Below are 14,997 nucleotides of genomic sequence, written 5' to 3'. Positions count from 1 at the left end.
GTTCAGGTCGACGTGATCTTGCGCGGCCCCTTCACGCGGAAGATCGGGCGGGCCGTGATCGGCGACGTCGATTGGCCGAACGCCGAAAAGGGCGACGGGGCGAACGTGAAACCACCCGTTTTCATGGTCGGGATGCCGCTCGACGGTGCGCTCGGAGGATTCAGCTTCGGTTTCTTGGTGGTCGGCGGCGCGGACAGCATGTAGGTGGCCGAGCGCTTGCCGGTGAGCGGCCGAGGGTTCGGCTCCTCCATGCTGCTCGACACGCGCACGTTGTTCTGGTCGATCGTAAACGTGCGGTTCGGCGCGTGCAGCCGGGGCGGCGCATAGGTCGCGTGGGCGTTCAGCAGCCGTTGGCCATGCGCCGTCGGCGTCAGGCCATCGGCCCGCAGCGGGATGTCGATACCGGTACGGGCCAGGTTGTTGCCGTACTCGTCGCCCACCCTCAAGTTGCCGGGGGAGTCGAACGTCATGCGCAGCACGTCGCGATAGGCGCGCACGCGGGCGTTCGGCGTCGCGCCCTGGAACGCCGTGAGCGTGTGCTGCAACGCCATGTCGCGGGTCGGCTGCACCTGCAGCCGCTGGCCGGCTTGCGCGTTGCCGTAGATGCGCCGGTTGGTGGCCGTGTTGTTCAACGGTTCGTTGCCGCGCTCGTTGATGATCGCGCGCGAGTAACCCTGCTGCCGGCCCACCGCCGCGGCCTGCTCGGCGATGCCGTGCATCACGTTCATGCGCGCCTGCAAGCGCCCCGGCGCCATCGGCCCGATGGCGGCATTCCAATGCTGATTCACGCGTGCCTGGCCGGTCTGGAAGGACAGCGTGCCTTCGTTGAGCAGGTTCTGCCCGGTACCCGAGGCGATCACATGGTTGATCGAGGCGTGGGTGGCCTGCCTCCCCGTGACGCGCGCCTGATCCTCCTGGATCGTGAGCGGCCGGTTGCCGGCCTGGGCCGCCGCCACGTAAGTGGCGTGACGCGTGCTGTACTGCGTGACCCGCGCGAGCACCTGCGGCGTGCCGTAATGATTCTGCAAGCGCTGCTGATCCAACGGGGCGATGTCAGCGGTCGGCCCGTAGCTGACCTGCCGATTCACCTGCGTGGGGTTCATCGTGTGGTCGACGTAGCGATAAGGCATGGCTTACCTCCTGGTTTCATGAAGCGAGGCGCGATCGGCGCCGCGCGTGCGGGACGTTCATTTGCCGTGGTTGAAGCGCTTTTCCATATGGTGATCGTGCTCGCCCATGCAGATGTCGCAGGAGTTCGCCATGCTGTCGACGCTCTTGCTGCGCGGCCGGCCGCTGATCGCCGGCGACAGCGCGACATCCGGCGCCACGGCGGACCCACGGCGCTTCTGCGCGGCGCTGAAATCGCTCAACAGGTTGCCGCGCCCGCTCGTGGCGGGGCTCATCATTTCGATCAACGAATCGGGCGGCGCAATATCGCGCCGATGCACGGGCTGGATCGGCGACAGCGGCGACCCGTTCGCGGCGTTCGCGACGCTGCTCGCCACATGCGAGGCGCGCTTCGCGGCGCAGATGTTGAGGTCCGATTTGTCCGCGAACACGTCGGAGACGGCAACGCCTTCCAGTCGCCCGCTCCAGTGCTGTGCCAGGCCGTTGTCCCCGTAGTCCTTCTGCAGATCCAGCATGCGCTGCTCGACGGCGCGGGTGTGCGCCATGCCGTCCTGCGTACCTGAAAACCCGACGCCCAGATGGCCGCCGACGTTGGCCACCCCGATCTGCCCCACCTGGCTCATGTCCCTGGGATTTTTGTACTCGCGATTCACCTCGTCCTGCGCCTCTTCCGCCATGCTCGAGGCGAAGCGCATCGCGGTCACTTCCCGCATGCCGACCGGGCCAAGCGCATTCATTTTCGGCCGGCCACCCCCGGAAAACTGCGCACTGCTTTCCGCGACGAGGTCGTGGCGCACCCCGATTTCCCGCTCGGCGCCTTGTCTGACGTGGACGCTGTCGTGGGTCTGCGCCAGCTCCATCAAATGTTCCGTCGGCAGCCGCCGCAGGCTGTTGGCGCGCTGGCGTCGCTCCACGGGCGCACCGAGCGGATTGTCCCGCTTGGCGGGTTTATCCGGCACCTTCGCATCGAGCTTTCGGCCGCGCGAGGTGTAATCGGGCTTCTTCGGAAACATCGCAATCCTCCGGACATGACGGGACAGGAGCCGGCTGCCTCGCCGGCGTGGTTCGAATCAAGGACTCGCGTTACTGCGCCGCGCCCGGGTTCGGGGCCTCGATGCCCAGCATCTCGAAGATGTTCAATTGCCCGCCCAAGCGCAGGAACACCTCGCGATACAGCTCCGGCGTGGAGAGCCGGCCCCATTCGGTGGCCGTGCGCACCAGGTACGGCGCCGGGCTGTGCGGCTCGATGCGCATCAGGAACGCGGCGATCTCGGCCAGACGCGCGTAGGCATCGGCGCGATCGCGCAGCACATCGGCCGCCAAGCCGGGGGCCGCGGCGACCGCGGTGTCCGTGGCCGGCTCCGAGGCCGGATCGGTCGCGGCGTCCGGCTCCCCGCCGGCCTCGGACGCCGCCTGCGCCTGCGCAGCGGGCGCTGCGGTTGCCGGCGCGAAGCCGGGCGGCTCGATGCCGCGCTTGTGCAGCTCGCCGACGAACAACGCCCGCATCTGTTCGAGCAGGTCGGCCAGCTTGCCGAGGCTCGGCGCCTCGGCGCCGAACAGCGGATCGACGCTCGCGCCCAGCGACGCCAGCGCGGCCAGCGCGCGCGCCAGTTCCGCATGCGTGGCGGCCAGCGCGTCGCTCGGCGTATCGGCCAGCGCGGTCTGCAGTTGGTCCAGCGTCGCACCTTCGGGCGCCGCGTCGAGGCGCCCGCGCGACACGCGCACCTGGGCGTGGTAGCGGGCACGCTCCCAGTCCGCCCAGCCATAGCTGCGCTCGGCGTGCTGAACCAGCGGCGCGAGGCGCAGCACGCCCAGATGCTTGTCGGCGATCGAACGCAGGATGTTGGCGCGATGCTCGTAGTCGCCGCCATGGGGGAACGGATGGATCGGATCCCAGAAACGCGTGCACATCTCGCGCGTGAGCGTCAGGGCCGGCGCGATGCCGGCGATGCCGTGATGCTTGACCTGCGCCTCGAACAGCCATTGGAGCAGTTGCAGATCCTTGCTCTGGAGCGCCAGCATCTGGACGATCAGATGACTGACCTTGAGCCAGTCGGCGCGCTTCAGGTCGCGCTCCCAGGCGCCCATCGGCAGCGAGGGGTCGTCGTGCCGACGTTCCTGGGCGATCTGGCCGTAGCCGCGCAATTCGCGTGCGGGGCGTCCGCACGGCGCATGGGCGTCGATCGGCGCGAGCAACGCGTCCAGGCCGAGATGCAGGTGTTCCTTGAAATGCGTGTCGGCGGCGAGATAGAGGGCATCGTTCATGAGTCGGTTTCCATTCATTGAGGAGCGGTAGTCGGGAAGGCCGGCGGCAGCTTCAGCAGCGCGCCGGGCCGGGCGGCCGGGCTCGGCGCCGAAGCCGCTGCCGATGCCGGCGCGGGCGCCGCCGCGCCGGCAGCCGGGTTGGACATGCGAATCCCGATGTAGATGTGAGCGGTGTCGCTCGCGGGGCTGCCCGGCTTGCTCGCATCGAGCACCGGCACGTCGAATTGCAGCAGCGAGCGAGCCGGGTCGCGCGGGTCGGAAGCCGGGTCGGCCACCGGGCGATGCCGCTCGATCAGGCGCAGCAGCGCCCAGTTGCCGGCCGCCGCGAACGAGGCGGTATTGCCGTCCACCTGAAGATCGGGCGCGCTGACCGCCAGCGACGGCCGCCAGAGCGACAGGCCGGCCCACGACAGGTCGAGCACCAGCGGCTCGCCGAACTGCCAGTCGAGGCTCGCGCCACCGTTCGGGAACGTGATGCCCTTGGCGCCCGACATCAGGTTCATCTCGCCGATCTGGTTGCTGCCGTTCGCGCCCGCGTGCAGCGCGCGGAAATTGACGTTCAGGCTCAACGATGCCGAACCGTCGCCGGCCGCCACCAGGTTGCCCGCCAGGAAATCGTCCACCTGATCGAGTTGGGCGAGGAACGCGCGCACGTTTTTCCAATAAGGGTCCTTGAGGCCCGCCACCTGCTTCTGCAGCGCGGCGCGCCGGCCTTCGTAATCGGCCAGGAAGCCCTTGACGGCGGCCAGGCTCGCGTCATCCGCATCGAGCGAGCCGAACGGATAGCGGCCGGCCAGATCGCGAGTGAAGCGGCTCGCCACCGGCAGCCACGCGTTCTGCGCCTGCGCGTAGCGCTCGCCCTTGCAGCGCATCTGCACGCTTTGCATCAACTGGCCGCGATGGCTCGAGAACAGGTCGTTGCCGAGCGTGGGCGCGTCGTAGCCGGCCAGTTGCTCGCCGCAGTTGCCGTTCTGCAGCGACGGCAACAGCTTCATGAACAGCGTGTCGAGCACGGCCGGCTGCGAGTTCGGGTCCTTGCCCTGGGTGTAGCGCGTCAGTTCGTTGGCGGTGTGGGTCCAGTAGGCCGCGTTCGAGGTGTTGGCGCCGGCGTTCGAGGCGCCCGGCTCGGCCTGCGCCAGATAGTTCAGCACCGGCTGCGCATAGCCCACCAGCACCTGCACGCGGCTGATCTGGCGCGACAGCGTGTCGGTGATCACGGCGGTGCTGCCGAGGTCGAAGAAGCTGGCGTCGGGATCGGACGAAGCCGGCTGGAACGCCGGCTGATAAAGCTGGCTCTGGTCGGCCAGTTGCGCGATGCGGCCGAGCTGGCTGTTGGCGAACTGATGCGCGCACTGCGTGATCTGGGTGGCGCTGCCGGCCATGCCGAGCGTGCGGAACTGCTTTTCCACGCCGAGCAGCAGCGGCGAGAGGTTGGCGAAATTGCCGCTGTCGGCGCTTTGCTGCGCGTCGGCCGTGGTGCCGTCGGGGTTGCCCGGCGCGAGGTTGGCGGCGGCCTGGGCCAGTTGCAGGCTGTTGTTCATCGCCAGTTCGAGCTGGTAGCGGGCCAACTGGCGATACAGCGCATCGGGCTGCGCGCCCTTGAGCATCGGCTGGGCGATGAATGTCTGATAGTCGGCCGGATACTGGTTCGCATCCTTGAGCAGGCCCTGGCTCCAGTTCGCCATGTCGTTGTTGGCGCAGGCGAACGGCGCGACCGGGTCGATCGCCATGTAGCCGAGGCTGCCGAGCGCGTCGAGCCCCGTCAGCTCGTTCTGCATCGCGGGGTTCAGCGCGGCGGCGCCGTTGGTGGTGACGAACAGCGGGCCGTAGCCGGGCAGCGACATCGCGTTCAGCGTCTGCATCGCGAGCGGATACTGGCCGGCGGCATCGAACTGGGCGGTGGCTTGCGCGAGCACGCTGGCCGGGTAGCCGTCGTCGTCGATCAGCGGGCGCAGGCTGGCGGCCAGTTGCGCCTGCGCCGCGAGGATCGGGTTGCGCGTGGCGCTGGAGCCGAGCCAGTCGGTGCGAATCCAGTTCAGCCAGTGCGTGAACTGTTTGACGTGCGCGAGGATCGGCAGCGTGCGCGCCTGCAACTGCCCCAGCAGCGTCACGCCCGATTGCAGTTCGGCCTGGGTCAGGTCGCGCGTCTGCGCGGCCAGCGCGACGATATGGTCGCTGACGTTCTGCTTCAGTTGCGGCGGCGTGCCGTAGCTGCCGGGGAAATCGGCCGCGTTCAGGCTCGCGAGCACGGCCGGCAGCAGGCCGGGCCGGGTGCGCAGATACGGCGAGAGCGGTGCGCCGTAGGCGTACTCCACCAGTTCGAGAAAGCCGGGCAGCGGCGTGCGCTCCTTGGCATACGGCGATTTGCCGAGCAGGCGCTGGAAGCGGCTCGCATTGCGTTCGTAGCGGTCGGCCTGCTGCACGAAGCCGCGCAGTTGCGCGGCGGCTCCGCTGTAGTCGAGCCGCGCGTCGATGCCGCGATTGGCGTCGGCACCGAGCGCGTAGGCCTGCGTCGACATCCGGCACGCCAGGCCGGGCAGGATCACGCTGCGGAACGCGTCGTCGGCCACCCGCCGCGCGCTCTGGCTCGACAGGCGCGAATCGATCAGCGACATCGGCAGCAGCCAGCTGTGCGCATCGGCATCGATGCGCGCGACGTCGTCGATCAACTGATAGACGGGCGCCTGCGCCACGCAGCCCGCCGCCGGCGCCGCGGCTTGCAGCGTCTGCAGGCGGCGCAGCGCATCGGTCACGCGGCCGATCTGGTCGTCGAGCTGCCAGGCGCGCACCACGAACGCCAGCAACAGCAGCGAGAAACCCGCCACGCAGCCCCATTGCACGCGGCGGATCAACTGGTTGCGCGACCACACGCCGGCCCGGGTGGGCCGCGCCAGATGGCGCTCCGCGAGTGCCTTGTCGAGCAAGGGGCCGTGCACGAACGCCACGTCGCGGCGCGTGTCGTCGAGCGGGGCCACGCGCTCGCCGTCGGCCGCGATCGCGCCGGTGAAATACACGCCGCGCAGGAAGAAGCCGGTCTGCCACGCCGACACCTGGAACACCACCGACAGCCACTGCTGGAACGGCGTGCTCAACTGCGCGAACCGGCTCGGATACAGGAACAGCGCGTCGGCGTCGTGCGCGGCGATCCGCTCGCAGTGCGCGGCGGCCTCCACCTGCAAGGCGCGCAACTGGCTGTCGATCTCGGCAAAGATCGGCTCGGCCCATTGCGTGGGCGGCGTCTCGAAGGCCTGGCTCGGCGCGGACCAGCCCACCATCTCGTCGCGCCGCTGCGGCGTTTGCGAGCGCCAGAACGCGGCGAAGCCGTCGAGCGCATCGCAGGCGGTCACGATCACGTACACCGGCAGCGCGAATTCGAGCCGCTCCTCCAGCGTGCGCAACTGCTGACGCGCGTTCTGCGCCACCGCCAGCGTGCGCGCGGGGTCGCCGCCGAGCAGCGTGGTGGCGGACACGGTCAACACGATGCCGTCGAGCGCGCGCTCGGGGCGCAACGCGTCGAGCTGGTCGAGCGTCTTGCGCCAGCGGCGCGCGGCCGGTTCGTCGGCCGCGTCGCCGTCGAGCGCGGCGCGCGCGGCCGCTTCGGGCAGGCTGCCGTCCGGGTCGAGCACCAGCCCGCGGTCGAGCGAATACCAGGTGGCGCCGTCCACCGCGAGCGTGCGCTGATGCTCGCTGAGCGCTTGCGTGTGGGCCGGGCCGATCGATTCGAGCAGGCTGGTCTTGCCCGCGCCGGCCTGGCCCAGCATCAGCAGCCAGGGCGTGCCGTAGCGCCACTCGCGGCGGGTGTGCAGGTAATCGATGGCGAGCGAGGCGCGCGCGATCCAGCCCGGCTTGCGCGTGGCGGCGGCCGGCTCGCAGCCGCACAGCGCGGGCACGGCCGGCGCCTTCAGCAGCGGCTTGAGCTTGACCCACAGCGTGGCGGCCAGCTTCGCCGCCACGGCGAGCACGGCCAGCGCCGCCGCGCCGGTCAGCACGAGCTGCAGCGCGTGCGGGTCGAGCGTCCAGCCGGTCTGCGCCTTGAGCCAGGCGGTGAGAGGTTGCAATACGTTCACGGAAGCGCTCCGGCCTCGGCCACGCGGGCCATCGGGTGATCAGGAATTCAGGAATCGTTCGAACGGGTGCATCAGCACGAGCCACGTCACCACGCCGAGCACCAGGAAGGCGGCCAGCCCGTACAGCCCGAGGTTGCGCCACGGCGACACCGGCGCGAGCCGTTCGTCGCGGCTGCCGGTGAGCGGGTAGGCATAGGCCTGGGCGAATGCGGGGCCGTCGTCGTCGGGGCTCGCGCCGGCCGCGCTGACCCGCTGGAACAGGCGCTCGCGAATCCGGTCGAGGTGCGGCTGCGCCTGACGCGCGCGGTAGCGGCCGCGAAAGCCGAGTTCCATCGCCAGCAGGAACACCGCCGCCAGATCGACATGGCGCGGCGTGGGCAGGCTCGCCTCGACCAGCGCCTCGGCCATCGCAAAGAAGCGCGAGCCGGCGTTGCCGGTGCCGAACATCGCTTGTTCGAGCAGCACGTCGAGCCAGGCGTCGTGGCCGGCCCAATCGAGTTCGAAGATCAGGATCTCGTCGGCCAGCGCGGTCATCAGGTAGAGCGCCTGCTGTTCGAGCCGGCTGTCTTCGGTGCCGGGGGTTTCGGTGCAGCGGCGGGCCTGCTGTTGCAGCAGCGCGCGCAGCCGGGCGGCGGCGCGCGCCGCGAACTCGGCGCCGGTGGTGGGCAGCGCGCCGCCGTCGCCGGCCAGATGGGCGGCCATGCGCCCCTCGGCCTGGGCGCGCCTGAGCGCGGCCACGTCCTGGTAGAAATCGGCGAAGCGCGCCACCAGCACGTAGCTGCCGGTGCGCGGTTGCGGCCAGGCGGGCGCGTCATGCATGGCGATCTCCTGCGGGAGCGGGCTGGGCCGGCGCGCCGGTGGCGAGCTTGTTGCGATAGAGCACGATCGCGTTGGGCCGCGCATCGTTCTTGCGGCCGACGATCTGCAACAGCGACGCATCGCCGAACGCGTGCAGCGCCCCCTGGTCGTCAAGCGCGAGCGGCTGGTTGCGGATCGCGAACAGCAGCGCATGCGGGCGCAGCTTCTCGCGCTCGATCTCCTGCGCGCTCAACGCGCGCACCAGCGCGCCGGCCACCCGCGCGCGGCGCAGCTTCGGCTGCACGGCGGCGTCGGCGATCAAGGCCTCGTCGAGCCAGCCGAGCAGTTGCGTGGCGGTTTGCCCGTCGCGCGGTTCGAGTTCGACGATCAATTCGTCGCCCATGCCCGGCGGCAGCCGCCGCTCGAAGCACAGGTCGGGCTGGGTCGGCGAATACGATTCGACGCGCTTGAAATCGAGCTGTTCGTAGCGCGTGTCGAGCGTGTCGATGCGCGCCTGCACGAACTCGATCGCCTGCCGGAACTGCGGCGCGCAATCGTCGTGCTGATAGGGCTTCATCAGCAGCGGCGTGGGGTCGGCGCCGATCCCGGCCGCCGCGCCCACCAGGTGCGCGAGCGCCTGATAAAGCTGGCTCGGGTGGGTGCTGGCGGCCAGCAGCGTGGAGAACGGCGGCAGGCACGCGCCGATGCGCCGCGCCGCGTCGAGATGCTGGCGCTGCTCCACGCTCAGCGTGTCCTCGCGCGCATCGAGCTTGCCGTGCTCGCCCAACTGCACGACCTTGTCCCACAGCTGGTCGTGCAGTTCGTGCAGGCCGCGCCACAGGTTGGTTTCGCCGAGGCTGTCGGCCACCGCGATGTTCAGCATCGGCGGATGGTAGGGCGTGATGCGCAACTGCTGGTTGTCGGCCCGCGAGATTTCGAGCAGCGGCACGGCGGTCTGCGTCGACGGCGAACTGGCGCCCAGGTGCAGATGGAAGCGCACCTGCAGGCGCGGCAGTTGCACGGCCTGCTCGCCGGTGTTTTCGTCGAGGTTCGATTCGTCGAGCACCGAGTTGTAGCGGCGTTCCTGGCTGTCCTGCACGGCCGCGTGCGCGCCGCGCGGGTTCACGCAGCACCACACCTTGACGGGCGGCTCGCCGCTGCGGCACGCCGCGCCCACGTCGATCTCGACGTTGCCGGGCGGCGTGTAGGGCAGCGCGCCGGGAAAGCCCACCAGCAGCCCGTCGGGCAGCAGGCATTCGAGCTCGCTGATGCTGAGGATTTCCTTCACCAGTTCGAAGCGCAGCGTCAGCACGCCCCAGTAGAACGGCGTCACGGTTTGCAGGCGATGGCGCAGATGCGCCTGCCAATAGCGGTCGTTCTGTTGCAGATGCTGCGGCGAAAGCATCATGCCTTCCGACCACTGGACGGCATCGGGGAGCGGGGCGGTGAGTGTCATGGCCTGTTCATTCCGGAAAACGCATCGCGAGCGGGCCTCACTGCGATTGATAGGTGACGGCGGTCGGCGTGAGCCAGATCGTCACGTTCTTGTACGGCGTGATGTTGCCCTTCGGCTGGCCGGCCGCGCTCAGGTAGTTCGCGTAGCTGTACACGGCGATCGCCTTGCCATGACGCTTCGGCAGGCTGGCGGTGGCCAGCGTGGCGGGCGGCACCTGCAGGCTCACCACGTCGATCGCGGTGGCGAGGCCGGCCAGCAGCGCGTCCTTTTTCTGGAACCAGTCGGGGCCGGTGGCCGGCAGCAGCGCGAGCACGTTGCTGTCGTACACGAACACCACGTCGAGCTGGGTGGCGGCGTTCTGGTTCGCGCTGATCTCGGCCACCACCTTGATCTGCGAGACGGCGGCCGTCTTCGGGCCGAACCAGCTGCAGGCGGCGAGCACAACGCACAGCGCGGCGAGCGACAGGCGGCGTAACCACGCCGGCGGGGCGGATACGGGGCGCATGCTCATCCCAGCAGCAGCACTTTGAACTGCGCCGGCACCAGCGACATGCCCATGGTGTTGAACGGCAGGCCGTTCATGCCGACCAGCGAGGTCATGCGGGTGGCGAACGCGGTGCCGACGATCACCTTCAGGCTGCCCGTCAGGTAGGTGTCCGGCCCCATGAAGATGCCCGAGACCACGCCGCCGAGCACGCCCGGCTCGTCGCCCATGCTGATGGTGCCTTCGGTCATCAGGTTCTCGGCCAGCCCCTCGCCGAACATCACGTTGAACACCGACGGAATATGGCTGGCCGACATCGTCAGGTTCGGATACGGCAGCGGAACGGGCACCAGGGCCGGCGTCTTGCAGACGTCGGGCACGGTGAACATCGACATGGCGGCGACGCTGTTGGTGGCGAACATGGCGGGCGGATCTCCGGTTTCGGTGGCGAGCGGTGCGGTAACGAGGCGGTGGCGAGGTGGCGAGGCAGCGCGGCGTCAGCCCATGCTGATGCGCTCGCCGTCGACCTTGACGTCCTCGTCGGCCGTGACGACGGCCTGCTGACCATGCAGGCGCAGCACCCGGCTGACCTCGAGCAAATAATGGCCGGCGCGGCCGACGAACTGCCCGACGCTCTGCACCAGGCTTTCCTGCACGGTGGTGAACAGGTTGCGCGCGTTCAGGCTCAGGGCGCCGGTGGCGGCGCTGATCTCCACGTCGGTCAGCGCCTGCACGGTGATCGCGTCGCTCGCGGCCAGGCCGATGCGCGGCTGCTCGATGCGCAGCTCGCGCGCGCCCGGCACGCTCAATTGCACCAGGTGCGGCTCGCTGCGATGCAGGATGTGCAGCACGTAGCTGGTCGCATTGCGGCAGGTGGCCACCAGCACGTGGTCGCCCACCTCGGGCCGGATCAGGCAGCTCAGGGCCTGGTGCGCGGCGCGCCCGTCGTCGAGCAGGAAGGCGTGCTGGTCGAGCGCCACGATGATGCGGGCCTCGACGAGGTGCAGCGGCAGGGGCGGCGGCAGCTTGTTGCCGGTCTTGGCGGTAGCCATCATTCGTTCTCCAGGGCGAGCGTGCGGGCCTCGGCGGCGAGGCGGGCGGGGTCGGTGCGGCCGACGCGGTGCTGGCTGGCGCCGCGAAAGTTCGTCTCGCACAGCGACGCGTTGTGGAATTGGGCGTGGTCGAGCGTGGCGTCGCCGAAATCGACGTGATCGCCCTCCACCTGTTCGAAGCGCGCATGGCTCAGGTCGGCGCGCCGGAACGACACGTTGTCGTGATGGCTGCGGTTCCAGATGCTGGCGCGCAGCCGCGCGCCGTCGAGCCGGCAGCCGTGCAGGCGGGCTTTCTGGAAGATCGCGCCGTCGAGCTGCGCGTCGGCCAGGCTGGTGTCGGTCAGCACGGCTTCGAGCAGCAGCGCGTGCGGCGCCACCGCATTGCTGAGGTTGGCGTGCGCGAGCCGTGCGCGGTACAGGTTCACGTGGCTCAGGTCGGCACCGGCCAGGTCGGCATGACCGAGTTCGGCCGCCTGCATCGAGCACCGCGGCAGACGCAGCCCGCTCATCAGTTGGCCTTCGAAATTCGCGTTCGAGAAGATCGTGCCCTCGGCCTGCAGGCCGGCCAGGTTCACGGTGCGCCAGTCGGCCGGGCTGATCACGCATTGCCGCAGCGTCGCGCCGGCCACGCTGGTGCGATCGAAGCGGCTGTTCAGCAGCGTGCAGCGCGTCAGCGCGCTGCCATCGAAGCGGGCATGGTCGAGCGTGCCGTTGACGATCGTGCAGGCCTGCACCTGCGCATGCTCCCAATGGCTGGCAGTCAAATTGCAATCGATCCAGCTGACGTGGCGCAGGTTGCGCGCCGCGAGCCGCGCTTGCGACAGGTCGCATTTGACGAAGCTCGCGTGATCGAGATCGGCGTTGCCGAAATCGGCGCCCCGCAAATCGCAATCGATGAAGCGCACGCGCGCCAGGTCGGCCCCGGCGAACGAGGCGCCGGCCAGGTCCGTCTGGTTGAAGATCGCGCCGGCCAGCGCACGGTGGCGCGCGTCGAGACCGCGCAGGTCGTGCGCGCGGATCGGCTGGTCGAGCCGGATCGCGAGCGCGATCTCGTCCCACGGCGTGGCGGCCTGCAAGGCGGGCGCGGCTTGGTGCGGGGTGCTCATGCCGGGCTCCCGGTGGCGGCGAGCGCGCCTTCGGGCGGAATCGCGCCGCTGCGTTCGCATTGCAGGAAGGCGGTATCCACCAGGCGCGCGCCGGAAAAATCGGTCTTGCGGCACAAGCAGCGATAGAACTCGGCCGCGGCCGCTTCGCTGTCGCGCAGGTCGGCGCGATACAGGCCGCAGCGCGCGAACAGGCCACCGTCGAGCCGCGCCCCGCGCAGGTCGCTGCGGCCGAGATCGCAACGCAGCAAGCGTGCGCCGCTGAGGTTCGCGCGGCCGAAATCGGCGCCGTTGAAGCCGCATTGCCTCGCCGTGACGCCGGCCAGCACCGCGTCGCGCCAGACCGTCGCGCCGCCTGCCTGCACGCCGTCGAGCACGGCCTCGTGCCAGCGGCTCGCCTGCAGGTCCGACATCGTGAACACCGATTTGAGCAGCTTGGCGCCGCCGAAATCGGCGCGCGCGAGCCGGGCGCGCAGGAACACCGTCTTGTCCAGCGTGGCGGCGTGCCAGCGGCTGTCGTCGGCGTCGAGATCGAACAGCGTGGCCTTGCTCGCGTCGGCGCCGTCGAACACCGCGTACGGGCAGGCGAGACGAATCGCGAGCAGGCGGCGCAGGCGCGCGCCGCGCAGGCTGGCATGCGGCCATTGCGCGTCGATCGCCTGGGCGCGGGTCAGGTCCGCGCCGTCGAACACCACGTCGTCGCCCCGGCTTTCGCACAGGTTCGCGCCTTGCAGGTTCGTGCCGCCGAAGTCGGCCCCGTCGAGCCGCGCGCCGAGCAGCACCGCGCCTTGCAGGTTCGCGCCCGCGAAACATGCGCCGCGCAGGTCCGCGCCGTCGAACATCGTCTCGCGCAGGTCCGCGCCCGAGAAATCGGCGCCGCGCAAATCCGCACCGGCCAGATCGCGCCCGGCCAGCGGCACGCCGGCCGCATGCCATTGACGCACGCGCGCGCCGAGCTGCGCCGCCACCTCGGGCGGATACGGCAGCGCGGCCTGGGCCAGCTTCGGCGCGGCGCGGCGCGACTGGCGCTTCAACGCCGGCAACTTGGCGATGGCCTCGCGCGAGGCCGCATCGCGAACGCGTTGCTGCTCGCTCGCCTCGGCGGGCAGCGGCGGCCATTGCGCGAGCATCGATTCGACCTGCGGATCGCGGCCGGCCACGGCGGGCGGCAGCAGGTCATGGGCCGGCCGGGCCGCGCGCTCGAACGCGGCGTCGAGCAGGGCGGCCGGATCGACCGGCGCCGGCACGGCGGCGGGCACGCTGGCGAGCGCGGCCTTGCCGCGTCGTTCGGCGTCGTCGGCCAATGCCTTGGCCTTGGTGACGATCTCGGACAGATCGAAATCGCCTTCGGCGACTGTTTGCGAGGTCATCAGGCCGAGCGCCGGCAGCGTGGCGCGCGCCGGCACGTGATCGGCCGGCGGCGGCGTGCCGCGACGCGCCCAATACTGCGCATCGAGCAGGTCGAGCCGCTGCTGGCTGCGCGCGAGCGCGGCCTGTTCCGCCTCGTGCTGCCGCGCGGCGCGGCGCGCCAGCGCCTCGGCCGAGCGCTCGGGCGCGAGCTGGCTGTCGTTGAATACGTGCTGGCGGCTCAGCACCGGATCGAGACGCAGCGCCATCACCGCGTCGTAGTGCGAGCGCGGCTTGGGGTCGCCCGCATGCTCGTAGGCGGCCATCAGCACGGCCACGTCCTGCCCGTCGCTGTCGGCGATCTCGATCGTGCCGTGATGGATCGACACGCCCAGATCGTGATCGGGCACCAGCCACAGCGTGTCGAGCTTCATCGCCACCTCGCGGGCCTGCGCCGGCGCTTCACCCGCACCGAGCACGAAAGCGCGCGCGGCGAAGGCCGGCACCTCGCCGGTCAGTTCGGCATGGCGCGGATGCAGGTTGCGCAGCGTGTAGCGCTCGCCGCCCGCGAGCGGCGCGTCGAGCCACTGATCTGGCGGCGCCATGTTGAACACGTGCCAGTCGAGGTCCGACGCGAAACCCGGCTCGGCCTGCGCGCTCCAGCCGCGCCCGTAGCGGCCGAACCGGTCGCGCCGCGCGGCGTTGCCGATCGGAATCGGGCCGAACCCGGCCGGCACGCTGGCGCGCCAGGCGGCGTCCACCTCGCCGGCCGGGTAGGCCACGTTCGGCATCGCGCCGCTGCCGGTGCCGAAGCGCGCCTCGCGGGTGCCGCAGCCGGCCGGATTGACCGGATTGCGCGGGCCGCCGAACGCCCGCGCGTACGTCAGCGGCATCGTCAGGAACGGCTTCGCACGGCCGACCTGGCGTGCCCGCAGCGCATCGGCGCGCCATTCGCGCTCGCCGCAGACCACCAGGCACTTGCTGACCAGCGGCCGGCCGTCGGCGGCATCCAGCCGCAGTTGCACCGTGAGGCTCGCGCAGGCCTGCTGGTCGGGCGCATGGGCGGCGCCGAGCAGCAGCACCTCGGCGCCGGTGCGCGGCATCGCCTCGTCGAGCGGCTGGCCGGCCGGCAGGCTCGCGGCCACGTGCGGCCACTGGGTGCTTTCGGCCAGATAGCGCTCGCAGGGCGCGCCGAGCGGAAAGAAGCCGAGCGCGGCCACCGACAGGTAATGCCGGCCCGCGAACGTGTACGGCTTGAAGAACAGGCCGAGCGACTGGGGTTTGACGATTTTCATCG

General features: G+C 70.4%; 11 protein-coding genes. All 11 read right to left on the bottom strand.

Annotation, left to right across the window (positions count from 1 at the left end):
- Window positions 1-2: 2 nt before the first annotated feature.
- Window positions 3-1,130, bottom strand: coding sequence for a hypothetical protein (locus tag AB4851_RS26000; protein ID WP_414449379.1), 1,128 nt, complete (start codon window positions 1,128-1,130; stop codon window positions 3-5).
- A gap of 57 nt (window positions 1,131-1,187) precedes the next feature.
- Complete coding sequence (locus AB4851_RS25995; RefSeq protein WP_414449378.1) at window positions 1,188-2,141, bottom strand: hypothetical protein; 954 nt, start codon at window positions 2,139-2,141, stop codon at window positions 1,188-1,190.
- Between the two features lie 70 nt (window positions 2,142-2,211).
- Entirely contained in the window at window positions 2,212-3,393 is a 1,182-nt protein-coding gene (gene tssA, locus AB4851_RS25990; protein WP_414449377.1) for a type VI secretion system protein TssA, read from the bottom strand.
- A gap of 14 nt (window positions 3,394-3,407) precedes the next feature.
- Window positions 3,408-7,460, bottom strand: a complete 4,053-nt coding sequence (locus tag AB4851_RS25985; RefSeq protein ID WP_414449376.1) for a type VI secretion system protein — start codon at window positions 7,458-7,460, stop codon at window positions 3,408-3,410.
- A gap of 39 nt (window positions 7,461-7,499) precedes the next feature.
- Window positions 7,500-8,279: a DotU family type IV/VI secretion system protein gene (locus tag AB4851_RS25980; RefSeq protein WP_414449375.1), complete on the bottom strand. Its 780-nt coding sequence runs from the start codon at window positions 8,277-8,279 to the stop codon at window positions 7,500-7,502.
- Window positions 8,272-9,714 (bottom strand): type VI secretion system baseplate subunit TssK, encoded by a 1,443-nt coding sequence (tssK, locus tag AB4851_RS25975; protein WP_414449374.1) that lies wholly within the window; start codon window positions 9,712-9,714, stop codon window positions 8,272-8,274. Before tssK ends, AB4851_RS25980 begins: the two co-directional genes overlap by 8 nt.
- A 37-nt stretch (window positions 9,715-9,751) precedes the next feature.
- The gene (locus tag AB4851_RS25970; protein ID WP_414449373.1) at window positions 9,752-10,219 is read right to left on the bottom strand and encodes a hypothetical protein; all 468 of its coding nucleotides are present in this window, start codon (window positions 10,217-10,219) and stop codon (window positions 9,752-9,754) included.
- A 2-nt stretch (window positions 10,220-10,221) separates the two neighbouring features.
- Window positions 10,222-10,620: a DUF4150 domain-containing protein gene (locus AB4851_RS25965; protein ID WP_414445193.1), complete on the bottom strand. Its 399-nt coding sequence runs from the start codon at window positions 10,618-10,620 to the stop codon at window positions 10,222-10,224.
- 75 nt (window positions 10,621-10,695) lie between these two features.
- Window positions 10,696-11,253, bottom strand: coding sequence for a DUF3540 domain-containing protein (locus AB4851_RS25960; RefSeq protein WP_414445194.1), 558 nt, complete (start codon window positions 11,251-11,253; stop codon window positions 10,696-10,698).
- Window positions 11,250-12,356 carry a pentapeptide repeat-containing protein gene (locus AB4851_RS25955; RefSeq protein WP_414449372.1) on the bottom strand — a complete coding sequence of 369 codons (1,107 nt, stop codon included), beginning with the start codon at window positions 12,354-12,356 and terminating at the stop codon, window positions 11,250-11,252. The genes AB4851_RS25960 and AB4851_RS25955 overlap by 4 nt, the downstream gene beginning before the upstream one ends.
- On the bottom strand, window positions 12,353-14,995 hold the full coding sequence (locus tag AB4851_RS25950) for a DUF2169 domain-containing protein (RefSeq protein WP_414449371.1): 2,643 nt from the start codon (window positions 14,993-14,995) through the stop codon (window positions 12,353-12,355). Before AB4851_RS25950 ends, AB4851_RS25955 begins: the two co-directional genes overlap by 4 nt.
- Window positions 14,996-14,997: the final 2 nt, after the last annotated feature.

The organism is Burkholderia sp. 22PA0099, from assembly GCF_047497165.1.
GTDB lineage: Bacteria > Pseudomonadota > Gammaproteobacteria > Burkholderiales > Burkholderiaceae > Burkholderia.
This window is presented reverse-complemented; position numbering and strand designations above follow the sequence as displayed.